Genomic DNA, 24,445 nt, shown 5'->3' on the forward strand with positions numbered 1-24,445 from the left:
TTACCGTAGGCGATCGAGGGCCTCGGCGATGCCGGCGTCGCCGATGGCGGTGTTCCCGGGGAACAGGCGGGTCCAGGACGTGGCGCGGTTGATGGCGCTGAGACGGATGGCGAGCTCCGCGGCACGGCGAAGCGTTCGGCGGTCGCCGGGCCAATGGTCGAGGTAGGCGTCGCGCAGGCGCGGGACCACCTCCGGGCCGAGTTGGTCGGCGGCGCGTTCGAGCGGGACGAGCAGGCTGCAGAACGGATGCGACACGGCCGCGTCACCCCAGTCGAAGAACCGGTACGGCGGTCCCGCGAACACCTGGTTCTCGTGCAGATCGGCGTGGTCGAGCGTGTCGGGGATGCCGAGGGTGGCGAGTTCGTCGCACCAGTCGACGAGCTCCGGCCGCCGCTTGCGGAGGCCTTCGTCGGCGAACTGGTCGAGGATCTCGGGCAGGCGGGCGAGCCGCCCATCCGGTACGCCGAGCCGGTCGAACTCGCCGGTGTGGTCAACCAGCGCGCGCTGGAACTCGGCGTACTGGCTCAGGAGCTCGGCCCAGTGCCGGGGCTCGCGGGGGATGTCGCGGAGGAGGGTGCCGCCGTCCGGGACGAGCGCCCAGCTGCGGTCGACGGCGTACGGCGTGAGCACGTGCTCGGGGACGAGTTCGGCGAGCCGTTGGGTGAGGGCGGGCTCGAAGGCGCTGCCGGGCGGATTCGCCTTGAACCACAGGGGTTTCGCGGCCTCGATCCGCACGATCACCGACCACGGGCGCAACCGCACCCGGGCCTCGCCGGTCTCCTCGATGCCGAGCCGGTCGAGTTGCTCCACCAGCCAGCCCATCGCCTCGCGGCGCCACGCCGCGTGATCCCACGGCGTGCGCGCGTCGGGATAGCTCCCACGATCGACCTGCATCGGGACAGATAATCAGAGTCGTGGTCTATCGCGTAGGGATTTCCGGCTGGCGATACGCGCCGTGGCGCTCGGTCTACTACCCCGAGGGCCTGCCGCAACGCGCTGAGCTGGAGTACGTCTCGCGGCGGCTCAACTCGATCGAACTGAACGGCTCGTTCTACTCGCTCCAGCGCCCGTCGTCGTACCAGCGCTGGCACGACGAGACCCCGGACGACTTCGTCTTCGCGGTCAAGGGCCCGCGATTCATCACCCACATGAAGCGGCTCGCGGACACCGACGCACCGCTGGCGAACTTCTTCGCTTCCGGACTGCTTGCGTTGGGCAACAAGCTCGGTCCGGTGCTGTGGCAGCTCCCGGGCAACTTCCGGTACGACGGGCCGCGGCTGGCCGCGTTCTTCGAATCGTTGCCGCGGACAACCGGTGCCGCGGTTGAGATCGCCAAGCAGCATGAGGATCGGATGAAGGACCGGGTTTTCCTGGAGGCGCGCGTCGACCAGCCGATGCGGTATGCGTTGGAGGTCCGGCACGACAGTTTCGAAAACGCCGAATTCATCGACCTGCTCCGGGAACACGACATCGCGCTGGTGTGCGCGGACACCGCCGGCAAGTGGCCGATGCTTGACGACGTGACCGCGGACTTCGTCTACGTGCGGCTGCACGGCGCCGACGAGCTCTACGTCAGCGGGTACGACTCCGCAGGGCTCGACCACTGGGCCGCTCGGGCGCGGACCTGGCACCAGGGTCGGACACCGAGTGGCGGCAAGACGGTGTCCCCGGACCGGCCGCCTCGGCGTCGGCGCGATGTCTACGTCTACTTCGACAACGACGCCAAGGTCCGCTCGCCGTTCGACGCCGAGGCCCTGGCCCAACGGCTTGGTCTTTAGAAGAGCCTGACCTCGGCCGGCTCCTCGAGGTCGAGGAGGAACTGCTTGCGCTTCAGGCCGCCCGCATACCCGGTCAACGAGCCGTTCTTGCCGACGACCCGGTGGCACGGGATGACGATCGAGAGCGGGTTCTGGCCGACCGCCTTGCCGACGCGCTGGGCGTGATCGCCGAGCTCGGCCGCAATCTCGCCGTACGACGTGGTGGTGCCGAAGGGGATGTCGTTGAGGCGGGACCAGACGCGTTGCTGGAATTCGTCGCCCGTGAGAGTGGTCTGGAGATCGAAGGTGGTGCGGTCGCCGCTCAGGTACTCGTCGAGCTGGCGGGCCGCCTCGGACAGCACGGGGTCGGACTCGACCCGCTCGCCGAGCGGCATCGGCTTCACCCAGTGATGGGGGAAGTAGACACCGGCCAACGCGTTGTCCGAGGCGACCAGCGTGAGGTCACCCAGCCGGGTGCTGACGATCATGTGCCTGTTCATGCCCATGGAACGCGCCAGCACCCAACCGTGTGAGTGCTAGCTGCTCACCCGCTCCCGAGTCCGCTGCCGGAACTCACGGCCGATCTGTGTGACGTCTTCATGCTGTACGTCGGTGGTGACGACCGCCGGCGAACCATCCACCGGCGCGTGGATCGCCCACTCCCCGCGCGGGTCGATCACGCCGGACTGGAGCCCGCCCTCCGGGTTGGCCGGAACTGCGAGGCTGATCCAGCAGGTGTTGTTCACCGCGGTCCCCCGTGCCTGCACCGCGATGTGCTCGTGGTGCGTCACACCCGCGGTCGAGTACGAGACCAGTACGCCGTCCGCGCCCAGCCGGTCGTACTCGGTGAATAGCTCGGGGAACAGCACATCCAGGCCGAGCGCTAGCCCGAACCGGAAACCGTCCACCTCGAAGGTCACCGGGTCCTTGCCAGGCGTGTACATCCAGGTGATCTTCGTCGTCGACATCGTGCGCTCGTCGTACCGGGCAACCACCTTCCCCTGGTCGGAGACGACGTACATGCTGTTGTGCGGTCGAGCGTCGGGAAGCTGGTGGATGCTCGGCAGCACCGTCCAGACGCCCAGCTCGGCCGAGAGCTTGGCGATGCTGTCGAACTCTTCCTGGAGGACCGTCCAGTCGGCCTTGGTCCAGTCGGACGGGCCGATCTCGTCCGGGCCGAGCGAGGACATGATCACCTTGCTCGGGAAGCTGAGCGCGCCCTCCGTGAAGTGGACCAGGCGGGCGCCGGCTGCGGCCGCCTGCTTCAGCATCGAGCGGACCTCGGCGCCGCTGGACCGCAGCAGCTCCGGGTCGGTGGGGTCTCGGTGCACCGTCGACTGGGCGACGGCGATCTTGAGTGTTTCCGGCATGCCTTCTTCTCCTGATGGAGTCGGGCGGAAGTGCCGGAGGGCAGACGTGTAGGACTCGCCGGTTTTGGCGGCGCGGGCGCGAACCCGTCGCTTGAGATTCCGATGCGCTGTCATCTGGCCTTCCGCATGCGCAGACATGATCCTCCGGCGATCCCGTCCGCAGCAGTTGACCAGGACGAGCGGCCCGAGACCAGAAGTCCCTTTGCCCCCTGCGACGAGACCGGGCCGGAGCCGGTCAACGGAGGTGAGGCGCGAGCCGCGCCGCCGCCAATCCTGTCCGATCCCGCAGTGCCGGGTCAAGCACCGCCCCGCGGCGGCATAAAGTCGGACCTGGACGTGGTTGGTGCTGGAGTACGGGTTGACGATGATTGGGAGCCAAGGGTGAGCATTCGGGTCGGGTACAAGGCGTCGGCGGAGCAGTTCGGGCCGCGGGATCTGGTGGAGTACGCCGTTCGGGCCGAGGAGCTCGGGCTCGACAGCGTCACGGTGTCGGACCACTTCCTGCCGTGGCGGCACGAGGGTGGGCACGCGCCGTTCGCGCTGGCTTGGCTGGCGGCGGTGGGTGAGCGGACGAACCGGGTGCTGCTCGGTACGTCGGTCCTGACGCCCACGTTCCGATACAACCCCGCGGTGATCGCGCAGGCGTTCGCGACGATGGGCGTGTTGTATCCGGGCCGGGTGATGCTCGGTGTCGGGACCGGCGAGGCGCTGAACGAGATCGCGGTATCGGGCCGGGAGTGGCCGGAGTTCAAGGAGCGGTACGCGCGGTTGCGGGAGGCCGTTCAGCTGATCCGCGACCTGTGGACGAAGGAGGGTGTCAGCTCCGAAGGGCCGTACTACAAGACCGTGGATGCGTTCATCTACGACCGCCCCGAGACCCCGCTCAAGGTGTACGTCGCCGCCGGTGGACCGCTGGTCGCCAAGTACACCGGCCGCGTGGGTGACGGGTTCATCGCGACCTCGGGTAAGGGCATGGAGCTGTACACCGAGAAGCTGATTCCGGCGGTCAAGGAAGGTGCTGAGGCGGCCGGGAAGAAGTTCGAGGACATCGACCGGATGCTCGAGGTGAAGGTCTCCTACGACCGGGACCCGGCTCAGGCGCTGGAGAACACCCGGTTCTGGGCGCCGCTGTCGCTGACTCCGGAGCAGAAGCACAGCGTGACGAGTGCGACCGAGATGGAGCGGCTGGCCGACGAGCTGCCGATCGAGCAGGTCGCGAAGCGCTGGATCGTCGCATCGGACCCGGAAGAGGTCGTGAAGCAGTTCCAGCCGTACCTCGAAGCAGGCTTCAACCACTTCGTCGTCCACGGTCCGGGGAACGACCAGGAGCGGTTCCTGACCCAGTTCACCGAGGACGTTCTGCCGCTGCTGCGCAAACTCGAGGGTTGAGGTCTGGAGTCGGGCACCACACAATCGAGCTGTGCCCGACACTCAGATCGTCCAGGAGACCGACCCGCGCTGCGCTGAACTCGAAGCGGCCGGGTACCAGGTCGTGGGCGAGTCCTGGGCCGCGCATCTGACCGATCCTGACCGCGATCTCCTCGAGACCGCGGTCAGCCGGGCGACCGCCTCCGGGCTGACGGTGCGTGAGCTCGGTGCCGAGTCGGCCGAGGCGCTGCACAAGCTCGAGAAGGCCAACGAGGCGGACTATCCGGTCACGCCGGCCACCCATCGCATTGTCGGTGAGCTCTCCGAGACCCGGGCGCTGTGGCCCGAGCACCGGGTCTTCGGGGTATTCGACCGCTCCCGGCTGGTCGGCGCCACGGTGATCCGTCGGCGCGAGGGCTGGGGTGACACCAGGTTCACGTCGGTGCTCGCGCCGTACCGGCGTCGTGGGGTCGGGCAGGCGGTCAAGGCCGCGTCCATCCTCGCCTTCCTGGACGTCGGGATCACCCGGTTCAGCACCGGCGGGGCCGCGATCAACGACGGCAGCCTGGGCGCGAACGAGGCCCTCGGGTACGTCGTCGACGAGCGCTGGCGGTCGTATCAGCTCTAAACGGTGACTGTGACCGGGCGGCTCGGCGGGTTCAGGGGGTCCGAGGCCAGGCGGGCGTGCCGCTCGACGTCGTACCGGGTGCCGTCGTAGGCGAGGCGGTGCCGCTCGACGCCCTCGGCGAGGAAGCCCGCGCTGCCGGCGACGCCGCAGGAGGCCGGGTTCTCGAGGCGATGGCCGAGTTCTAGCCGGTAGAGGCCGGCGTCGTGGTGGGCCCAGTTGGCGAGCGCGCGCAGGGCGTCCCGGGCGACGCCTTGGCCGCGGATCTCGGCGAGCGTCCAGTACCACGTCCAGCCGACCTGATGGCGGTCGATATTCGTCACGCCGACACAGCCGACCGGGTGGTCGTCGGCGTCGGCCACGGCGTACACATGCCCGTTGTCGAGGTCGGCGACCCGGCCGATCCAGTCCAGCGCGGTCGCCCGGTCCACGATCCCGCCCTGGTAGACCATGTCGGGATCGGAGTGCGCCTGAGCCAGGCGGAGCGCGTCCGCCGTCCGCCATCGCCGAAGATCGAGCCGACCCAGCGCGTATTCCATCCAAGAAATCTACCGCCGCCCTGCCCCCACGAAACCCCCACGCGGCGCGCCGTGGGTTTGGCAGGATGAGGGTATGGGATATCTCGATTTCACCGACCAGGTCGTGCTCGTGACGGGAGCCAGCAGTGGGATCGGGGCCGCGGTCGCCGTCGGCTTCGCCGAGACCGGCGCCACGGTGGCCGTGCACTACCACCGCAACGCCGAGGGTGCCGCACACACGGTGGCCGCGGTCCAAACAGCAGGCGGTACGGCGTCCCTGTTCCAGGCCGATCTCGCGGATCCGGCGTCAGCGAGGACCCTGGTCGACGAGGTCATCGCCAAGTACGGGCGGATCGACGTACTGGTGAACAACGCCGGTGATCTGGTCAACCGGTCGCCGATCGTCGACGTACCGGACGAGGAGTTCCAGCGGATCCTGGAGGTGAACCTGACCTCGGTGTTCGCACTCAGCCGCCGGGTGGTTCCGGTGTTCCGCGGCCAGGGCGGCGGGTCGATCGTCAACGTCACCTCGATCGCCGCCCGGACCGGCGGAGCCGGCGGATCGGTTGTCTACGCGACCAGCAAAGGCGCGGTCAGCACCTTCACCCGCGGCCTGGCCAAGGAGCTCGCCCCCGATAACATCCGCGTCAACGCCATCTCCCCAGGCGTCATCAGCACCCCCTTCCACGACCGCCACACCGCCTCAGAACAGATGCAGGCCATGGTCAGCACCATCCCCCTCGGCCGCACCGGCACCCCCCACGAATGCGTCGGCACCGTCCTCTACCTGGCCTCAGACCGCATGTCCTCCTACGTCACCGGCCAGATCATCGAAATCAACGGCGGCCAACTCGTGGGCTAGGGGGCCCGAAGACCCCCTAGCTGTCAGCGAGACAGGGTGCGGTAGCGGTGGGCGGAGAGGGGCATGAAGATTGCGGTGAGGATGAGTGGGGCGATGACTGCCATCAGGACGGAGTGACTGCCGATCCAGGTGGCGGTGGTTGAGGGGTCGGGGTTGCCGAAGAGGGTTCGGGACGCGGTGGCGGTGGCGGACAGGGGGCTCCACTGGGCGATGGTGCCCAGCCAGGCCGGCATCGTCGAGGTGGCGACGAAGGCGCTGGAAAGGAAGCCGACCGGCCAGACCAGGACCTGGATGGCGGTGATGCTCTGGGCGTTCTTCACGGACAGGCCGATGAAGATTCCGACCCACAGCAAGGCGAATCGCAACAACAGCAGGAGACCGAACGCCGCCAGTGCGGACGGTAGGCCGTCATGCCAGCGCCAGCCGAGGGCGAGCCCGGTCCCGGCCAGTACGGCGAGGGCCACGATCGTGTCGAGCATGTCGGCCATGCAGCGACCGAGGACCACCGCGGCCGAACTCATCGGCAGTGAGCGGAATCGATCCGTCACTCCCTTGTCCCGGTCTTGGATGACCGCGGTCATCGTGCCTTCGAGCCCGAAGAGCATGGTCAGCGCGAAGATCCCCGGGACCAGGAGTTCGTAGTACGACTCGCCTTCGGGGAACTCCATCGCACCGCCGAGCAGGCCGCCGAACATCAGCAGCATCAGCACCGGGAAGAACCAGGCGAACAACATCAACCCTGGTTGCATCCGCCAGTGCGTCAGGGCGCGGCGGGTGATCGTCCACCCGTCCGCGATGGCCCAGCCGAGGGCGGTCATGCGCCCGCTCCGGTCAGGTGCAGGAACACTTCGTCCAACGTCGGTCTGCGTAACGTGATGTCCTCCGGTTCGATTCTTGCCTCATGCAACGAGTTCGCCATCACGGTGAGGGCTTTGGTGCGGTCCTTCACCGGAACGCTGATCCGGGTGCCCTCGACGCGGATCTCGCCGTCCGCGAGCGGCCGGGCCAAGCTCAACACCTGCTCGACCTGAGCGGGGTCGACGAGCACCAGGTCGAGCCAGTCCGAACCGAGCTGGGTCTTCAGCTGATCCGGCGTACCCTCCGCGACCACCTTGCCGTCCTTGAGCATCGAGATCCGGTTCGCCAGCTGATCCGCCTCCTCCAGGTACTGTGTGGTGAGCAGCACGGTCGTGCCGTTGTCGACGAGTTGCCGGATGGCCGTCCACACCTCAATCCGGCCGGCCGGGTCCAGCCCGGTGGTCGGTTCGTCGACGAACAGGACGGCCGGCGCCACGATCAGGCTGGCCGCCAGATCGAGCCGCCGGCGCATACCGCCGGAGTACTTGCTGACCGCCTGCCCGGCCGCCGCGGTCAGGCTGAACTGGTCGAGCAGCTCGTCGGCCCGCCGTACCGCCTTCGCGTGGCCGAGATGGTTGAGCCGGCCGAACATGACCAGGTTCTGCCGACCGGTCAGCACCTCGTCGATCGCCGCGTACTGCCCGACGAGCCCGATCCGGCGCCGAACCTCGGCTCCTTGGCGGCGAACGTCGTACCCGGCGACGGACGCCGTACCGGAATCCAGCTGCAGCAGTGTGGACAGGATCCGCACCGCAGTGGTCTTGCCGGCGCCGTTGGGGCCGAGCAGGCCCGTCACGGTTCCGGCGGTGACTTCGAGATCGAAGCCGTTCAGGCCTGCCCCCTCGGTGCCGCCGCGATAGTTCTTCCGCACATCGGCAGCCTCGATCACCTGTTGCTTCGTCACTTCCCACCTCTCGCTAGGGTTGAATCGTAGAGTGTACCGTACACCGTACGACTCAGGTACGATCGGTGCAACGACGAGCGCTGGGAGTTTGTTCCGTTGGCTGGAAAAAAAGTGGTGGCCGCCGATCCGGCGCGCAGTCTGGCGCTGTTGTGGGGTAGTCACACCAAACCCGGCCGCTCCGGCCTGACCGTGCGCGCGATCGTCGACGCCGCCATCGAGGTGGCCGACGCGGAGGGCCTCGACGCCGTCTCGATGCGCGTCGTCGCCGAGCGGCTCAAAGCCGGCACGATGTCGCTCTACACGCACGTCCCCGGCAAGGCCGAGCTCACCGACCTGATGTTCGACCACGTGTACGGCGATCTGTACGCCGACGTCGACGAACCGGCTCGTCAGCCCGACTGGCGGGCGGCCCTGGAATTCGTCGCGCACCGGAACTTCGACGTACTGGCCCGGCATCCGTGGATCCACGAGGTCCCCACGACCCGGACCGCGCTGGGGCCGAACATCACCCTCAAGTACGAGGCGGAGCTACGCCCACTGGACGGCCTCGGCCTGACCGACGTCGAGATGGACTCGGCCCTCACCCTCGTCATCACCCACGTCACCGGCACCGCCCGCGCCGGCGCCGAACAACTCCGCACCCAACGCGACTCCGGCCTGTCCGACGAGGAGTGGTGGCGCCAGATCGCGCCCACCCTCACCCACGTCATGTCCGGCTCCAGCATCGCCTTCCCCACCGCCGGCCGCGTCGGCACCTCAGTAGGCGAACACTTCCAGTCGGCCCTCGACGCCGACCACGTCCTAGCCTTTGGGCTGGACCGGATTCTTGACGGTATTGCTCTCCTGATCGCCGCGCGTCCGCAAAAGCAACAAAACCAGCCCAATCAGAGCTGAAGCCCCAGCCGCAATCAACGACCCCCACCCATCCCCCGACTTACCCCCGCCCTCCCGCACCAGCAGGTCCACACCCGCCACCGACGCCGGCGACGCATGCCCCAGATCCCCCGTGACAAACCCAGTCACCAGCGCAACAGCACTCAACACAAAGAAAAACCCCGCCCACCGCCTCATTTCCCCACCACCGCCAGCGTCGCGATCGTCCACGGCACCTCGTACGGCGGATCCTCGCGGATCAGGTCGAGAACCCGGAGAGCGTCACCGTGGTCGGCGAGCAGGCCGTTCGGCGCGAGTGTGACGCCAAGGGTGCGGCGTTCGGCGGCGTACGGAAAGCAGTGCCACGAGTGGAACGTGAAGTCAGTCTCGAGGCCGACCGGTTCGTAGCCGAGGATCTCCGCATCACCCGGGAGCGGGAGTTGTTGGTCGAACAAGTGGAAGAACTCATCCGTTCCAGGCTTGTCCCCCACGGCTGCGCGGAAGTCCTCCTCGATGCCCACGGCGAGCAGGTCCGCGTCGACGGTCGTCACCTCGGCGTGCGTTCGGTCGGTGAACCAATCGGCGTGCGGGACATCTGGGAGCAGGCAAGGGCTGATCGTCCACAGGGGTTGTGGAAGATCAGCCGGGCCGAGCTTGGTCGGGGTTGCGATCACGTAGCCCCCGAGGATCTGCATCCTCCAAGTATCAGCTGTTGAGTAGGTCCTCGAAGGGGGTGGGGTCGGCGTAGGGGTCGGGCTTTGCTGGGGTTTCTTGGTGGAGGGTGGCTACCAACTCGGTGGCGGCTTGGGTGATTCGGGGGCGGAGGGTGGCGGCGTTGGGGCCCCAGTCGGTGGAGGCGGCGTAGACGCCGGTGGGGACGGGGAGGGCTTTGAGGTAGGCGAAGAGGGGGCGGAGGGCGTAGTCGAGCACGAGGGAGTGGCGCTCGGTGCCGCCGGTTGCGGCTAGGAGGACTGGTTTGCCGGCCAGGGCTTGGTCGTCCAGGACGTCGAAGAACATCTTGAAGAGACCGCTGTACGACGCGGAGAAGGTCGGTGAGACCACGATCAGTGCGTCGGCCGTGGTGACCGTGGTGAGGACCTTCTCGAGGTCGGCTGAGGGGAAGCCGGTGAGGAGGTTGTTGGTCAGGTCGTGGGCGTGGTCGCGGACCTCGATCACCTCGGTCCGCGAGGTTTGCCCGCGCTCCGACAACTCATCCTGTACGGCGGCCGCCAGCTGATCCGCGAGTAGTCGCGACGACGACGGTGTCGTGAGACCTGCGGTTACTACTGCGATGACGCGCTCGCTCATAGCGTCTCCAGATCACGTGCGCGCTCGGCTGCGGTCTTCAGGGACTCGTGGGTCGGCGCGTTCGGTACGTGTGCGGGCTTCAGGGCGGCGAACTCCTTGCGCAGTACGGGAACGACCTCCTCGCCGAGGATGTCCAGCTGCTCCAGCACGGTCTTCAACGGCAGTCCGGCGTGGTCGATAAGGAACAGCTGCCGCTGGTAATCACCGAAGTGCTCCCGGAACGTCAGCGTGCGCTCGATGACCTCCTGCGGGCTCCCGACCGTCAACGGCGTCTCGCGGGTGAAGTCCTCCAGCGAGGGCCCGTGTCCGTAGACCGGTGCGTTGTCGAAGTACGGCCGGAACTCGCGGACCGCGTCCTGCGAGTTCTTCCGCATGAAGACCTGTCCGCCGAGCCCGACGATCGCCTGGTCCGCGGCGCCGTGCCCGTAGTGCTCGAATCGCCGACGGTACAGATCGATCATCTGCTTGGTGTGCGAGGCCGGCCAGAAGATGTTGTTGTGGAAGAACCCGTCCCCGTAGTACGCCGCCTGCTCCGCGATCTCTGGTGAGCGAATCGAACCGTGCCACACGAACGGCGGTACGTCGTCCAGCGGGCGCGGCGTCGCGGTGAACCCCTGCAACGGCGTCCGGAACTTGCCTTCCCAGTCGACCACGTCTTCGCGCCAGAGCCGGCGCAGCAGCGCGTAGTTCTCGACCGCGAGCGCGATCCCGTTGCGAATGTCCTGCCCGAACCACGGATAGACCGGACCGGTGTTGCCGCGCCCCATCATCAGGTCGACGCGACCGCCGGACAGATGCTGCAGCATCGCGTAGTCCTCGGCGATCTTCACCGGGTCGTTCGTCGTGATCAGCGTGGTCGCGGTCGACAGCACGAGCTTCGACGTCTGCGCCGCGATGAACCCGAGCATGGTCGTCGGCGACGAGGCCACGAACGGCGGGTTGTGGTGCTCCCCGGTCGCGAACACGTCCAGCCCGACCTCTTCGGCCTTCAGCGCGATCGCCACCATCGCCTTGATCCGCTCACCCTCACTCACCGTCTTTCCGGTGGTCGGGTCCTCGGTCACGTCGCTGACGCTGAACACCCCGAACTGCATCGGGTCCTCCTTCGATTCGAGTAGTTCACTATTTAACTACTTCACAGACCACAACGCCAGTCCGGTGTCCACGATTCCGGAACCGCCAACCCCTTGTCAGCCAGGGTCCACCTGACGAAACTAGGTCCCGCCCCACGAAACCTCCGCCCCGAGGAGCCCGCCCATGCCCCCATCCCCTGCCCGGACGCAACTCAGTCGCCGTCTACTACTCGGCACTGTCGCGGCAGCACCTGCTGCCGGTCTGCTGAGCGCGTCCAGCCAACCGGCCTCCGCCTCGACTGCTCGCCGTGACCTCTCCACCCAACTGCTCGATGAGTGGGCGGCGGCGCCTGGGGCGCATCCGCTGGTTCCGGATGTCTCGTACGCCGGTTATCGGGGTGGCGAGCGGCCGCGGCGTCCGCGGGTGGTTGCGAACGTGAAGGACTTTGGGGCTCAACCTGGCGTTGACTCGGCTGCGGCGTTCACGGCCGCGGTCCGGTACGCCGGGGAGCGGGGTGGCGGGACTGTCGTCGTACCGGCTGGGACTTATCGCCTCGACTCCCCGCTGTGGATCCACTGGTCGAATGTGGTCCTGCGTGGTGCTGGGCGGGACCGGACGATCCTGCACTTCACGAAGCCACTCGAGGAGTCGTACCGGCCGAATCTCCAGCCCAGTCTGCAGAGTCGGTGGTCGTGGACGGGCGGTCAGATCTGGGTGATGTCCGCCGAGCGCAAGGCCAAGTCCGAGGCCGAGGGCTACGCCACCTCCGAAGGCTGGTTGCTCGGCGACACCCTGGCCGAGGTGGGTGCCGCGTCACGCGGTCAGCGCACGCTGCTCGTCTCCTCGACCGAACACCTCGCGGCCGGCGACCTCGTCGTACTGGAAACGGACAACCCAGCAGATGCAGGCGTGCTCAAGCATCTGACCGGCGACGTGGCCGGGGCTTCCGGCTACGACTGGCCCACGCGTGCTCCGCAACTGACTACCGGTTCAGGCGGTCAGTACATCCAGTACGCGAGTTTGCAGTGGCCGGTGCGGATCGAGGCTGTGCTGGGTGAGCGGCTGGTGCGGTTGGCGCAGCCGTTGCGGTACGACCTGCGGCCGAGTTGGCCGTCGCGGTTGCGGGAGATCGGGCCGACTGTGCACGACGTCGGCATCGAAGGCCTCACGATCCGCAACGAGTTGCGCCCGATGACGATCCACAACCGGCACCCAGGTTCGAACGGACTGTGCTTCCAAGCGGTCCACGACTGCTGGGCCGACGACGTCCGGGTCGAGAACTGCGATCTCGGCTTCGGCTTCACCACCACGAAGGCGGTGACGTTGACGAATGTCGCGGTCGGCGGGCGCTCGGCGCATCACAGCTTCGCGTGCCGCATGCAGGCGCACGACAACCTGGTCGACGGCTTCGAGATCGAGCAGTTCACCGTGCCGCTGCCCACCGGCGCGCTGCATCACGGTCTCAACCTCGAAGGCCTGTCGGCCGGGAACGTCTGGCGCCGCGGCCGGATGGCCGAAGGTACCTTCGACACCCACCGCGCGATGCCGTTCGAGAACGTCCGCACCGACATCACTCTGGTGAACAACGGCCGAGTCGGCGGTTCCGCAGCCTCCGGGCCGCTGTTCGGTGCTCGCATCGCGCACTGGAATGTCCGCATCACCGGCGGCGCGCCGTACGCGATCCACTTGGCCGACGTGGCTCCGCGCAGCATCTCCGTCGCCCTCCAAGGCCTCACCTCGGCCGGCAGCGGCCTGCCGCGCGACTTCCAAGGCGACCTGGAGAACGCCACCTACCTCTTAGGCGAGACTCCCGCCGTCCCTGACCTGTACGCCGCCCAACGAACATGCTCCTAACAACAGGACGTATACCCCGGTCGGCGGGGTTCGCGGCCGCGTCGTGAGCGTGCGGGCAGGGTGTAGTAGGCGTATACGTCCTGTCGTTCGGGTGCTGAAGGCAGGCGGCGGCGGGCGGAGACCTCAGATTCCGGTGTAGCGGGTGGGCTCAGATTCCGGTGTATTGGATTACCGGGGCGGCGGCTCGGGCGGCGATCTGCCAGGTTTGGCGGCGGAAGGCCAGCACGATGCCTGCTAGGGCTGTGCTGCTGAGGAGGCCAGCGACGATCACCAGTACGACGTCGCCGGTGAGGCCGCCGGTGACGACGAGGGCGAGGCCGACGACGATCGCGCAGACGGCCAGCGTGATCGCGGTCGGCCGGCTCTGCCACACCCACTGCCCACCGCTCTCGACCTCGGCCGCCAGGCCGTTCGCGAAGGTCCGCAGCTCGTCGTCCCAGGGCGCCAGTTCCAGGATCCGCGCGGCCGCCTCCCGGCACATCGCGCGCTGCTGTTCACTGGCGATCAGCCGAACCTCGTAGATCGTGACAGCGAGGGATGCCTCGGTCATCCGCCGGATCGCCCACGCCAACTGGAACCGCAACTCGTTGTTGTCCGGCTGAGCGAGCAGCTCTTGATGCAACCGCTCGACGGCAGCGGCGGGGTCCTCGTCGGGGTGAAGAGTCACTGGTCAAGTCCTGCCTGGTACGACGTCACGGCTGGGCCGCGTCGTGGGCGGTCGTGTAGATCTCCTGCATGGCCGGCCAGTTCTTGGCCAGCGCAGACGCGTAGAGCACGTAGTCGTTCTGCCCGGCGCGCCAGTACACCGAGTCCACATGCTTGCGGCCATCGGCGGTGTCGAACTCGAACGTCCACGTCACCGACTCGTGCTCCCGCCAGGTCTCCGGCCGCAACGCGATCAGCTTGTACCCCGGGTACTGCGTGCTGAAGTTCCGCTCGGCGTTCCGCATTACGTCGATCAGCGGCTGACTCGGCGACGGCGAACCGCCGTACCGGAGGAAGCTCGTCGGTTCCGCCGGATCGGTCGCCTGCGTGTCGGTCTTGCCCGCGCGGACCTTCGCCTGCCACCCACGCGGGATCTTCGTGACGACACCACCGGGGCCGGACACGCCCTGATAGTTGTCGGTCGGCGTCGGCTCGCTGGTCGGTTTGCTTTGCGTCGGTGTGGTCGGCGCCGGCTCGCTCTCGGTCGGGGTCGACGCGGTGGGGGTGCTCGGTGACGGCGTCGGTACGGCGGTGTTCGCCGTACCGCTGGGTGCGCGGATCAGGAGCAGGCTGGTACCGATCAGCGCGCACACCACGAGATTGGCGCCGAACGCGATGACCGCCACCTTGCGGGAGGTCGGCTGGCTCATCATCCCTCCGGCTGGTACTTGAGCTTGCCCTGCTCGACGACGACCGAGCCGGAGATGTCGAACGACATACTGTCGTCGACCGGATAGCCGCCGTACCCGGTGCCGGTGACGGTCGCCTTGCCGTCCTCCGTGGTCTCGAGCTGCACCGAGCCGCTCTCGTCGAGATGCAGTTCGACCGTCGGGTAGGTGTCGATTCGCCAGACAGGCTTGGTGATCGACGACGTGAACGGGCAGGTGTCCACGTTCTTGGTCACGCAACCCTTCAGGTACTCCTTGATCTGCGCGTCCACCGCGGCCTGGGCGCCGGCTTTGATGTGCGGTTCCAGGGTCGCCTCGCTCTCGCCCGAACCGGCGTTGATAGTGACCGGTGCACTCTCGACGAGCGGGTTGTCGGCGACACTGACGACGTACCGGCCCGGGAACACCTGGAGGTTTCGCGTCTCCTGGGATTCTGGAGGGAGTGGCTTGCCGTTGACCTGGATCTCGACCGGGGCCGACGTACTGATCTGGATCGAGGGCTGACCGCCGTCGATTCCCCAGCCGCGGAACAGGCCGAGGGTCAGTTCTTTCTTGCGGTGCAGGGGAATCTCGGCGTTCACCTGTTGATCGCCGAGGAAGAAGCTGACCTTCGCGGTCTTCTCGTCGTCGCCGTCGATCGAGTTGATCTTCAGCTTGGTCGGCGGGATGTACTTGTCTGAGGCAACGATATCGGCGGTCGAGGTGCTGCTGTCCTTGATGTACGACGCCGCCTTCGTGACGTCGCGGTCGGCGAGCGCACCGAAGTAGCCCTCGACCGTGGACTCCGGGGTGATCCAGATCCGTTGGATCACGTAGGTTGCGGCGCACAGCACCACGAGGACCGCGGTCACCACCGCGATAATCGTCTTGGCGCGCGGCGTTGGCTGCCACGGTTCGACGAACGGGCTGACCGGCGGACTGGGCTGGGTCTGCACCATCATGTCTCCTCAGTACGACGTGCTTGGGCGAGGTACTCGTCGCGTTTCGCCAACCGGGCCGCCATGATCTGCCCGTGATGAGCCACCGGCGGCTCATGCCGGCAGGTCGCCAGCTCCCGCCAGGCGGTGGCCGATCGCCGGATCTCGTTGTGCCATCGGACGCCGTCGATCGGGTTGACCGCGGCCGACATAACCCAGCGATGCCAGTACCAGTACATGGTCAGCTCGGTCCGAAGCCCTTCGTGCACCGGCCAGCACGGCGGGAGCAACACCCAAGGCGCATAAGCCTCCTCAAGCCAAGCAACCCACCCGGCCAACTCGTCCCAGGACCTGGATTGCACCTCCGGCGCAACCTCATCCCAAACCCAAGGCGGCTTAGCCATCCTCACTCCCTACCCATGTCATCACCGGCCGAGTAGTCGTCCCCACCCGAATACTCCTCATCCCCACCAGAACTCTCCATGGACTCCGCCACCCGAGCATCGTCACTCCCCGCCTGCTCCTCATACCCACCCGCCCCCTCAGCCTGCGCCTGAGGCTCGGCCTCGGTTTCAGCCTGCGCTTGGGGCTCGGCCTCGCTCTCAGCCTGTGCCTGAGATTCGTCCTCAGCCTCGGGCGTGGACGCGGCCTCGCCCTGCGCTTGCGGTTCGTCCTCAACCTCAGTCCCAGCCTGGGGCTCGGCCTCAGCCTCGGCTTGCACATCGGCCTCGGCTTCGGCTTCGGCCTGCGCTTGCGGTTCGGCGTCAGCTTCGGACTCAACCTGAGCCTGGGGCTCGGCGTCGGTTTCAGCCTGCGCCTGCGGCTCTGCCCCAGCTTCGGTTTCAGCTTCGGCTTCAGTCTCACCCTCGCGAGCGGACTCCTGCTCCGCCTGAGCTTCCGTCTCTTGCTCGGACTCCGTTTGCGTGCGTTCCGTGTCCTGCTCGGACTGGGTTTCCGTGTCGGCGCGATCTGTTTGCTGCTCGGTCTGTTGGTCGACTTGGGTGTCGTCTACTTGGTCGCGAGCGTGCTCGTCGTCCTCGCGCTGAGCGTCGGCCTCCGCTTGTGCGTCAGCTTCGGCCTGATCCGCTTGCTGCTCGGACTCCGCTTGCGTGCGTTCGGTCTCCTGCTCGGACTTGGTTTCCGTCTCGGCACGATCCGCCTGCTGCTCGGTCTGTTGATCGACCTGCCCGTCGTGTGCCTGGTCGCGAGCCTGCTCGTCGTCCTCCCGCTGCGCGTCGGCCTCGGCCTGGGCGTCGGCCTCCTGCTGTGCGTCGGCCTCGGCGTGAGCGTCGGCCTCCTGCTGAGTGTCGGCGTCCGCCTGGGCGTTGGCTTCGTCTTCGGTTTCGGATTCGGTTAGGGGCTGCTGATCAGGGTCGTCCCCGGTTCGATCGTTGTCGCGTCCTCGCGGTGGATCCTCAACGTCAGCTTGTTCGTCCCCGCGGTCGCCGGCGTCTGGAACTCCACGCCCAGGATCCGCACCGGCAAGTTCGTCGTCTCGGTCACCAAGGTCGTCCCGCCCTGGATCTCCCCTGTCTCCAGCGTCCCCGGTACCAGGATCCCGTCCCGGTTCGGCAGGTCGAACGTGGTCTCCACCGTGAACCTGATCGCGGTCATATTCCTTCAGCCTTTCCAGTGCGGGGGCTTCACTTGCGTACGCCTCGGCTTCGAGGTCCTTGATCTTCTCCGAGTCCACCTCGGTGCCGGCACGCAACTGCTCCACGTGCGTCTTCTCATGTGCCAGTGTCGCCACCAGCGTCTCCCGGTCCGCGAAACTCGCCGGTCCGAGCCGAATCTCGTCTCCGCCACGCTCAGGCGGCGTACAAGCGCATGCCTCCTGGTAGTCGAGGTACCGGATCTCGTCCGCCTCCTCGACGAGCACCACGTCGACATCGCTCAGATCGACCCCACCTGCCTCGGCCGCCTCATCCACGGTCTCAGAAGTCCGCGGCAGCCCATCCCCGCTGTCGACGATCTCCTGATTACTCCGCGACCCACCCCGCGAAAACAACTGCTGCGCCTCAGCAGCCTTGCGGTCCTTCAGTTCCTGCTCATCAGCAAGTACCTGATCGATCGCCTCTTGGCTCGCGGGCGGAAGGCGCTTGGCCTTCACCGGCGTGCAGATGTTTTCGTGACCGGGCGGCGGCTGCATGTCGCCGTACCGCTCAGCCTGCAGTTGGCTGATCGCAGCCTGCCGGTCGCGGTCGCCCGACTGATCGGCGCGGTTCAGTTCATACAGCAGGTGGTTGTCTTCGTCCTTGACCTTGAAGCTCTCCGGGGTGTGGAACTGCACCTCGAACTTGTGTTGCGCGCGACCATCCGGTCCGACCGCCGCCCAGGTCGTATTGATCCCCCGATAATCCGGAGTGTCCCAGCTGTTCCGTTCCTTGACCGGCCGGTACCCGTTGTCTTTCAGATGCTGGTACGACGCCAGCACGCCCGCGGTGTATTGCTCCCGCGGAAACGTCACCGTGTACCGATTGAGGTCGTTCGTGGAGTTGGCGGCCTCATAACCGGTGGTGTCCTGCCCGCGCCGGGCGACCTTGCTCCGGAACGATTCGAGCGACTTGAGCGAATAGTCCAGCCCCACCAACCTGCTGTCGTGCCGGGCCGTGGCCTTCCGAGTGTCCTCAAGTGCGTCATCGAGCTCCTGCCGCCGTCGCGCGGCGCGTGCGTGAGCGACCTCGACGGCCTCGTTCTCTTCGGCGTCGAGTCGGAGCTCGGCTTCGTGTCCCCTACCTCGCCAGGGTCCTGGGCTCACAGCGCAGTGGCTCCCGAGATGCCGCGGGTCTCCTGGATCAGTCGGTCCGCGGTCGCGGTGTCGATGGGCTCCAGATCCGGTACGTCGTGCGGTCCGGCGGCCTGGAAGTCTCGGATGGTCCGGGTGGAGATCCACGCGTTGTCGCGACCGAAGACCTCGTCCACGACCCCACCCGGGTTCGGGAGCTGCCGATAGACGCGGATCTCGTCGCTCAGATCCCCCTTCGCCACACTCAGCCGCTGGACCCAATAGCTGACGAACCGCTCATGGTCGCCCAGCAGTGTCTCCACCTGCTCGACCGAAATCGGGACCAGGAGATCCGGGTGCGGCGGAGCTACCGCATCGCGCGGATGCCAGGTCCAGTCGACGAGCGACAGGTACTCGAGCTCCTCGTCACCCTGGCGACGCCACAGCCCACTGGGACGGTCCACGGAATCGCCGTCCGGCTCCCAGACGCGGGCGAAGTACTCGTAGGTCATGCGGTGGATCCCTTCAGGTCGTTCGTGAAGCCTTTGAGGTTGGCGAACTCGGGGATGGCGCCGGCGGGGCGGGATTCCACTTGGAAGGGTGGGTCGCTGCGCCAGAAGAGCCAGGCGTGGAACGGCGGGAGCATCTGGATGGCGTTGATGGGCAGGGCGGGGCGGAAGATCGTGCCCACGGTGGTGTTCTGGGTGGGGTTGCCGCCGGTGACGCCGGTCGGGTTGGGGCCGAAGCCCGTCATCGGTGGGCCGCCTTGCGGGCCCAGCTGGGTGCTGGTGTTCGACTGACGTTCTTCGCCGGCCCACGACGAGATGTTGTGCAGGTCCTCGCCGTTCGACATACCGCCGAAGATCAGCTTCGCAGTGGTGGCGGCGAGGATGGCGGCTTGTTGTTCGACGCCGTAGCGATTCCTCAACTGGGCAAGGGATTGCGTGGCCCAGAGGGTGATGATGCCGCGGCCGCCGCCTTCGCTGACGAGGGACGGGAGGCTTTGCAGCGGGGCGATGTTGGCGATCTCGTCAAGAGCCAGCAGCAGCGGCGGGTCGAGTCGGCCACCGCGAGCAGCAGCCAGCTCGGACGCGCGTTGCGCGATGCTGTCGACCAGGCCGGCCATCAGCGGCGCGATCGCCTGCTGCTGGTGTGACGGGCCGATGATGAACAGCGACGACCTGCTCTCCAGGAACTCGTCGATGTCCAGGTCATTCGACGAACAGGACGCCAGTACGGTCGGTTCGGACGTCGCCTCCAACGTGTTCCGGGCGACCGAGTAGAAGCTGCCGCGTTCGCGATCGCCGAGCAGCTTGACGGCATCGAGGTCGTCGGCCCACATCGCGCCGGGACTCGACGACAGTCGCAGGATCGCCGTTGGATCGCGCGTCTCCTGTGCCGTGAGCCAACGCCGTACGACGGAGATCGGCAGACCCTCCAACGCAGCCGCATGGAAATACGCGCGCAGGATTGCCGCGGCACCGCCTCGCCAGTGGTCACCGTCCGAAACGCCTTGCCCGGCAACGGCGGTCATCGCGGCGACGCGGCGATAGCAGACCGACGGACTCTCACAGTCGGCGAGCGGAGACCAGCGCATCGACAGTTCGGGGAACTCGCTGCCGAACGGGTCATACACCCGGACAGTTCCGCCGTACGGCGCCGCCAGCGCTCGCCGGCGGTCTCCGGTGAACCCGAGGATGTCGCCGCGGGTCGACGTACAGACGACTGGTCCTTCCCACCACATCACCGACGGGATGATCAGGCCGGAGGTCTTGCCGTACCGCGGTGGGCCGACGATGCCGACCGAGTCCTCGGGCGCACTCCAGCAACGCTTGTAGCCGCCACGGGCGTCCCAGCCGAGGAACACCTGCCGGCGCGGCTCGAGACTGAACGGCGGAATGGCAGGCCAGGAGGCGTTCATCAATCCCTCGCCAGCGAGCCGGTGATGAGCACCGGCGTCGGAGCGATCGGGCCGTCCGCATCCGGCAGCGTGTATTCGACGCCCGGCTCCTCGAGCCTATCGAGCCGTAGCTCACTGGCCGGGTGGGTGGCCAAGATGGCCAGGTCCCAGCCGGTGGCGGCGCCGTCAAAGGTGTCCTGGATCTTGATGAGCACCTGGCGGATGCCCTCGCGATGGCCGGCGAACACCGCGCCCTGATCGGCGCGGTACTCCGCGGCGCGACAGCCCGCCGCCTGCAGCGGCATCAGGACGTAGCGGATGCTGACGATGATCGGCCAGGTGATGAACAGGATGATGAACGCGATGGTGCCGCGAGTCATCTGCAGCAGCCAGGAACAGACGGTGTAGGAGAGGTAGAGCGGGAGCGCGACGCCACGGATGAAGAAGCTCGAGATGGCGTCCGCGTTGCGCCAGTGAGTGAGCTCATGGCAGAGAACGCCGGCCAGCGGTTCAGTCTCGTACTGGAACTGCTCGAGGAAGCCCCGGTTCACGATGATGTGCCGGGAACCCGCTGCGGCGTTGATGCTGCGGTCGTCGGACATCATGAGTTTTGGCACCGACGCGAGGCCCATCCGGCGGGCGCAGTCCTCGAGGATCGGCTCGATCAGGGCGCGTTCCCGGCGACTGGGTGGCCGCGCACCTTCGAGGATCCGGAGCCGCCAGCCCTCGGCGGCGATGCCGTAGATCGTGTAGAGGACACCGCACAGGCCGGCAACCAGAAGCTGGCCGAGGAAACGGCCGATCCCCTCGGCCGGGCTCGCTGCGGCGAGAAAGAGCCACGGGAGCAACAGGCCCACCAGGAATCCGCCGATCGCACCGGCCGCGATACCCACCAGCATGCCGAGGATGCCGCCGCCCTGGAGAAGTGCGCTGCCGAACAGCGTGCTCAGCAACGGGATGTTCTCGGCCAGCGACTGCGCTTGGTTATGACCGCCGAAGGCACCGCCGGCAAACCCAGCGATGCCGCCGACCACCATGCCGACGCCGCCGAGCATGACGGCCGCCGGCAGGTTGAACCAGGTGGTGAGCAGCGCGGCGATCAGGCCACGCGGGTTGCGCAGCATGCCGGTCACCAGCCAGACGAAGACGTTCTGGTAGCCGGGCGGCCGGGTGAAAAGCTGCCGGAGCTTTACCCCGACCGAACTCTGTGGCTTCGGGCCCGGGACCTGCGACGCACTGACCGGCGGCGGCCACGATGCCGGTGAATTCGTCGGCGGTCCTGGCGTCTCCACGAACGGCACTACCGCCAGCGGCGGCGGGGCCGGCTGCGCGGATCCGGCACCACAATGCGGGCAGCTCTGACTGGCCGGGTCTCGCTGATTCCCGCAGCGGACGCAGATCCCCACTTGATCCTCCCGAGAGTCGACCGCCAGAGGTTATCGGTCGCAATGGGTGACGGGAGCATGGTTATGGGGATCCGTGGCCAAGTTGCCACTTGTTGCAAGTGGTTCGGTGTATCAGGCGGCGTCGAGGGTCGCAACCTGGTCGGGGGTGAGGGTGAGCTCGATGGCGGAGTAGGAGTCGCGGATGGTCTCCGGGCGGCTCGATCCGGGGATCGGGATGACGACCGGGGACTTGGCGAGCATCCAGGCCAGGGTCAGCTTCTGCGGGCTGACGCCGAGCTCGGAGGCGAGGGTGTGGAAGGCCGGGTGCTTGTCGCCGAGGTCGCCGGCGCTGGAGATACCGCCGAGCGGGGACCAGGGCAGGAAGGCGATGCCGAGCTCGTCGCAGAGCTCGAGCTCCGGCTCGCTGGAGCGGAACCTCGGTGAGAACTGGTTCTGCACCGAGACCAGGCGGCCGCCGAGGATCTCGTTGGCCTGGCGGATCTGGTCGGGGTTGGCGTTCGAGATACCCGCCTGGCGGATCTTGCCCGCGTCGAGCAGGTCGCGGATGGCGCCGACGGAGTCCTCGTACGGCGTCTTCGGGTCGGGACGGTGGAACTGGTACAGGCCGATCGCCTCGACGCCGAGTCGCTTGATCGAGGCCTCGACCGCCTGCTTGAGGTACGCCGGGGAACCGTCCTGCGTCCAGCTCCCGTCGCCCGGGCGGAGGTGACCGCCCTTGGTGGCGACGACGACGTTCGACGTGTCACCGCCGTACGACGCGAGGGCCTTGGCGATCAGGGTCTCGTTGTGACCGACGTCGGTCGCGGTCAGGTGGTACGCGTCGGCGGTGTCGATCAGCGTGATGCCGGCGTCGAGTGCGGCGTGGATGGTCGCGATCGACCGGGCCTCGTCGGGCCGGCCCTCGATCGACATCGGCATCCCGCCGAGGCCGATCGGGCTGACCTGGACATCACCGAGGGTGCGGGTGGGGTTCGTCATACCTTCCAAGTTCCCGCACGGGAACCTGGAAGGCCAACAGGAATATCCGAATACATCCAGTACTGCGGCTACTGAATCAGGCGCTGTGGACGTGCGGGTTGCGGTCCTCCACGACGTACGTCGCGCGCGTGCTGATCGTCGCGCCCGGCGTCTGCACGTACGGGAGGACGCGGAAGTCGGAGCGCCACTGCTTCTGGTCGACGGTGACCCGGACGTAGCCGCGCTGGCTGTTGAAGAACTTGAGGTGCGCGTTGGCGGCCAGGAACTGCTTGCCCTGATCCGTCATGTCGGCGCCATCGCCGCCGCTGGTGATCGACGTACCGACGAACTCGGTGCCGACCGCCGCGGACTCCGGGGCGTCGTAGTCGCGCTTGAGTTCGAGGGCGTAGTTCTGGTGCCGGTCGCCGGTGATGACCACCAGGTTGCGGACGCCGCTGTCCTGCGCGGCGCCGAGCAACTTGTTGCGCTCGGCAACATAACCGTCCCAGGGATCGGTCCAGACATGGGTCTCCGGGCCGGGCGTCCAGTCGGTCTGACCCATCGGGGTCTGGTTGCCGAGCACCTGCCAGCGGGCGTGCGACTGCTTGAAGCCATCCAGCAGCCACGTGCGCTGCTTGCCGCCGAGCATGGTGTTGTCGGGGTTGTAGCGGTCGCCGCAGGTGGACGAGTCGGTGTCGCCGCAGACCTGGTCGGAACGGTACTGGCGGGTGTCGAGGATGGTGAAGTCGGCAAGTCGCCCGTACGGAAGACGGCGGTGGTACCGGATGTCGGGCCCGGCCGGCATCTGCTCGTGCCGCAGCGGCATGTTCTCGTAGAGCGCCTGGAAGGCCTGCGCGCGCCGGGCGCGGAAGACCGCCCGGTCCTGGTCGGGCTCGGTGTCGATCTGGGAGATGTCGCCGGCCCAGTTGTTCTCGACCTCGTGGTCGTCGAAGGTGTGGATCCACGGATGCGCGGCGTGCGCAGCCTGCAGCGGCGCCTCGGACTTGTAGAGCGAGTACTGCAGCCGGTACCGCGCGAGGTCGAACGTCTCGGTGTGGAATCGTGGATCCGTCGTGACGCCGCGCTTGTTGGTCTTCACGCCGGACTCGTACAGGTAGTCGCCGAGGTGGACGACCAGGTCGAGGTCCTCGTTGGCCATGTGGTCGTACGCCGTGAAGTACCCGTCCTGCCAGGCATTGCAGGACGCGAAGGCGAACTTCAGCTCTCGCGGGCTCGCGAACGGATGCGGCGTGGTCCGCGTGCGGCCGACCGCCGAGATCTGGTGGCCGGTGCGGAACCGGTAGTAGTAGACGTGATCCGGCAGCAGGCCGTGGATCTCCGGGTGCACCGAGTGGCCGAGTTCGGGGGTGGCGACGACGCTAGAACGGCGAACGACATGCCGGAACTGTTCGTCGCGGGCGACCTCGTACTCGACGCGGACCGAGCGGTCGGGCATCCCGCCCTTGCCGTCGACGGCGAACGGGTCGGTGGCGAGCCGGGTCCACAGCACGACGCTGTCGTACTTCGGGTCGCCCGAAGCAACGCCGAGCGTGAACGGATTACCGGCCGCCGCAGGCGCGGCGTACGTGGTCGAAGCGTCCCAGGCGCCGGTGCCGAGCAGTACGGCGGCCGAGCCCGCACCACCCGCGGCAAGGAAGCGGCGGCGTGAAACGGTCATGAAAAATACCTCCTGGACGAGGCGGGTTCAGGGTGGGAAAGCGCCTGCCACTGTTATCTCGCCAGGTGTCGGAGGCCTGTCGTGGAGGTGAAGTTAACGCGATCTGTTGATAGATCGA

Annotated in this window: 25 protein-coding genes; 6 read left to right on the forward strand and 19 right to left on the reverse strand. The window is 67.3% G+C overall.

The features are described 5' to 3' along the window. On the reverse strand, positions 1-894 hold the full coding sequence (locus ACFTSF_RS01970; protein WP_380152031.1) for a hypothetical protein: 894 nt from the start codon (positions 892-894) through the stop codon (positions 1-3). Between the two features lie 20 nt (positions 895-914). Between ACFTSF_RS01970 and ACFTSF_RS01975 the strand changes: the two genes are divergently transcribed. Next, positions 915-1,778: a DUF72 domain-containing protein gene (locus tag ACFTSF_RS01975; protein WP_380152032.1), complete on the forward strand. Its 864-nt coding sequence runs from the start codon at positions 915-917 to the stop codon at positions 1,776-1,778. On the opposite strand, the gene ACFTSF_RS01980 is transcribed toward ACFTSF_RS01975, so the two are convergent. Next, positions 1,775-2,245, reverse strand: coding sequence for a methylated-DNA--[protein]-cysteine S-methyltransferase (locus ACFTSF_RS01980; RefSeq protein WP_380152033.1), 471 nt, complete (start codon positions 2,243-2,245; stop codon positions 1,775-1,777). The two genes, ACFTSF_RS01975 and ACFTSF_RS01980, sit on opposite strands and share 4 nt — an antisense overlap. A 48-nt stretch (positions 2,246-2,293) precedes the next feature. After that, positions 2,294-3,127, reverse strand: coding sequence for a carbon-nitrogen hydrolase family protein (locus tag ACFTSF_RS01985; protein WP_380152034.1), 834 nt, complete (start codon positions 3,125-3,127; stop codon positions 2,294-2,296). Between the two features lie 381 nt (positions 3,128-3,508). On the opposite strand from ACFTSF_RS01985, the gene fgd reads away from it, so the two are divergent. Both fgd and ACFTSF_RS01995 read left to right on the forward strand, forming a co-directional pair. Beyond that, positions 3,509-4,516 (forward strand): glucose-6-phosphate dehydrogenase (coenzyme-F420), encoded by a 1,008-nt coding sequence (gene fgd / locus ACFTSF_RS01990; protein WP_380152035.1) that lies wholly within the window; start codon positions 3,509-3,511, stop codon positions 4,514-4,516. A gap of 31 nt (positions 4,517-4,547) precedes the next feature. Further along, positions 4,548-5,123: a hypothetical protein gene (locus tag ACFTSF_RS01995; RefSeq protein WP_380152036.1), complete on the forward strand. Its 576-nt coding sequence runs from the start codon at positions 4,548-4,550 to the stop codon at positions 5,121-5,123. Here the strand turns inward: ACFTSF_RS01995 and ACFTSF_RS02000 are convergent. Then, a complete protein-coding gene (locus ACFTSF_RS02000; protein ID WP_380152038.1) occupies positions 5,120-5,659 on the reverse strand; it encodes a GNAT family N-acetyltransferase in 540 nt (179 codons plus the stop codon). The genes ACFTSF_RS01995 and ACFTSF_RS02000 overlap by 4 nt on opposite strands. A 73-nt stretch (positions 5,660-5,732) precedes the next feature. Here ACFTSF_RS02000 and ACFTSF_RS02005 point away from each other — a divergent pair, with 73 nt between their 5' ends. Continuing rightward, positions 5,733-6,500 (forward strand): SDR family NAD(P)-dependent oxidoreductase, encoded by a 768-nt coding sequence (locus ACFTSF_RS02005; protein WP_380152039.1) that lies wholly within the window; start codon positions 5,733-5,735, stop codon positions 6,498-6,500. A gap of 23 nt (positions 6,501-6,523) precedes the next feature. On the opposite strand, the gene ACFTSF_RS02010 is transcribed toward ACFTSF_RS02005, so the two are convergent. Together ACFTSF_RS02010 and ACFTSF_RS02015 are read right to left on the reverse strand one after the other, a co-directional pair. Further along, on the reverse strand, positions 6,524-7,318 hold the full coding sequence (locus ACFTSF_RS02010; RefSeq protein ID WP_380152040.1) for an ABC transporter permease: 795 nt from the start codon (positions 7,316-7,318) through the stop codon (positions 6,524-6,526). Then, positions 7,315-8,262, reverse strand: coding sequence for an ATP-binding cassette domain-containing protein (locus ACFTSF_RS02015; RefSeq protein WP_380152041.1), 948 nt, complete (start codon positions 8,260-8,262; stop codon positions 7,315-7,317). Before ACFTSF_RS02015 ends, ACFTSF_RS02010 begins: the two co-directional genes overlap by 4 nt. A 96-nt stretch (positions 8,263-8,358) precedes the next feature. Here ACFTSF_RS02015 and ACFTSF_RS02020 point away from each other — a divergent pair, with 96 nt between their 5' ends. Continuing rightward, complete coding sequence (locus tag ACFTSF_RS02020) at positions 8,359-9,156, forward strand: TetR/AcrR family transcriptional regulator (RefSeq protein WP_380152042.1); 798 nt, start codon at positions 8,359-8,361, stop codon at positions 9,154-9,156. 173 nt (positions 9,157-9,329) lie between these two features. On the opposite strand, the gene ACFTSF_RS02025 is transcribed toward ACFTSF_RS02020, so the two are convergent. From ACFTSF_RS02025 to ACFTSF_RS02035, 3 genes are read right to left on the reverse strand one after another with little or no spacing between them, the layout of a single operon-like run. Continuing rightward, a complete protein-coding gene (locus tag ACFTSF_RS02025; protein ID WP_380152043.1) occupies positions 9,330-9,830 on the reverse strand; it encodes a hypothetical protein in 501 nt (166 codons plus the stop codon). A gap of 10 nt (positions 9,831-9,840) precedes the next feature. Beyond that, entirely contained in the window at positions 9,841-10,443 is a 603-nt protein-coding gene (locus tag ACFTSF_RS02030) for an FMN reductase (protein WP_344165401.1), read from the reverse strand. Beyond that, a complete protein-coding gene (locus ACFTSF_RS02035) occupies positions 10,440-11,537 on the reverse strand; it encodes an LLM class flavin-dependent oxidoreductase (RefSeq protein WP_380152044.1) in 1,098 nt (365 codons plus the stop codon). Before ACFTSF_RS02035 ends, ACFTSF_RS02030 begins: the two co-directional genes overlap by 4 nt. 163 nt (positions 11,538-11,700) lie before the next feature. Between ACFTSF_RS02035 and ACFTSF_RS02040 the strand changes: the two genes are divergently transcribed. Next, complete coding sequence (locus ACFTSF_RS02040; RefSeq protein ID WP_380152045.1) at positions 11,701-13,371, forward strand: glycosyl hydrolase family 28-related protein; 1,671 nt, start codon at positions 11,701-11,703, stop codon at positions 13,369-13,371. 148 nt (positions 13,372-13,519) lie between these two features. On the opposite strand, the gene ACFTSF_RS02045 is transcribed toward ACFTSF_RS02040, so the two are convergent. The 10 genes from ACFTSF_RS02045 to ACFTSF_RS02090 form a co-directional block, all read right to left on the reverse strand. After that, positions 13,520-14,038, reverse strand: coding sequence for a hypothetical protein (locus tag ACFTSF_RS02045; RefSeq protein WP_380152046.1), 519 nt, complete (start codon positions 14,036-14,038; stop codon positions 13,520-13,522). 25 nt (positions 14,039-14,063) lie between these two features. Next, complete coding sequence (locus ACFTSF_RS02050) at positions 14,064-14,726, reverse strand: hypothetical protein (protein WP_380152047.1); 663 nt, start codon at positions 14,724-14,726, stop codon at positions 14,064-14,066. Next, positions 14,726-15,682, reverse strand: coding sequence for a hypothetical protein (locus tag ACFTSF_RS02055; protein ID WP_380152048.1), 957 nt, complete (start codon positions 15,680-15,682; stop codon positions 14,726-14,728). The genes ACFTSF_RS02050 and ACFTSF_RS02055 overlap by 1 nt, the downstream gene beginning before the upstream one ends. Continuing rightward, positions 15,682-16,065, reverse strand: a complete 384-nt coding sequence (locus tag ACFTSF_RS02060; RefSeq protein ID WP_380152049.1) for a hypothetical protein — start codon at positions 16,063-16,065, stop codon at positions 15,682-15,684. Before ACFTSF_RS02060 ends, ACFTSF_RS02055 begins: the two co-directional genes overlap by 1 nt. A 2-nt stretch (positions 16,066-16,067) precedes the next feature. Continuing rightward, a complete protein-coding gene (locus ACFTSF_RS02065) occupies positions 16,068-18,419 on the reverse strand; it encodes a hypothetical protein (protein WP_380152050.1) in 2,352 nt (783 codons plus the stop codon). Further along, positions 18,416-18,898 (reverse strand): hypothetical protein, encoded by a 483-nt coding sequence (locus tag ACFTSF_RS02070; protein WP_380152051.1) that lies wholly within the window; start codon positions 18,896-18,898, stop codon positions 18,416-18,418. The genes ACFTSF_RS02065 and ACFTSF_RS02070 overlap by 4 nt, the downstream gene beginning before the upstream one ends. After that, entirely contained in the window at positions 18,895-20,307 is a 1,413-nt protein-coding gene (locus ACFTSF_RS02075; RefSeq protein ID WP_380152053.1) for a type IV secretory system conjugative DNA transfer family protein, read from the reverse strand. The genes ACFTSF_RS02070 and ACFTSF_RS02075 overlap by 4 nt, the downstream gene beginning before the upstream one ends. Beyond that, complete coding sequence (locus ACFTSF_RS02080; protein WP_380153070.1) at positions 20,307-21,410, reverse strand: M48 family metalloprotease; 1,104 nt, start codon at positions 21,408-21,410, stop codon at positions 20,307-20,309. Before ACFTSF_RS02080 ends, ACFTSF_RS02075 begins: the two co-directional genes overlap by 1 nt. A gap of 393 nt (positions 21,411-21,803) precedes the next feature. Continuing rightward, on the reverse strand, positions 21,804-22,670 hold the full coding sequence (locus tag ACFTSF_RS02085) for an aldo/keto reductase (RefSeq protein ID WP_380152054.1): 867 nt from the start codon (positions 22,668-22,670) through the stop codon (positions 21,804-21,806). A 76-nt stretch (positions 22,671-22,746) separates the two neighbouring features. Then, positions 22,747-24,327 carry an alkaline phosphatase D family protein gene (locus tag ACFTSF_RS02090; protein ID WP_380152055.1) on the reverse strand — a complete coding sequence of 527 codons (1,581 nt, stop codon included), beginning with the start codon at positions 24,325-24,327 and terminating at the stop codon, positions 22,747-22,749. Positions 24,328-24,445: the final 118 nt, after the last annotated feature.

The organism is Kribbella sp. NPDC056951 (assembly GCF_042674205.1).
Classification (GTDB): domain Bacteria; phylum Actinomycetota; class Actinomycetes; order Propionibacteriales; family Kribbellaceae; genus Kribbella; species Kribbella yunnanensis.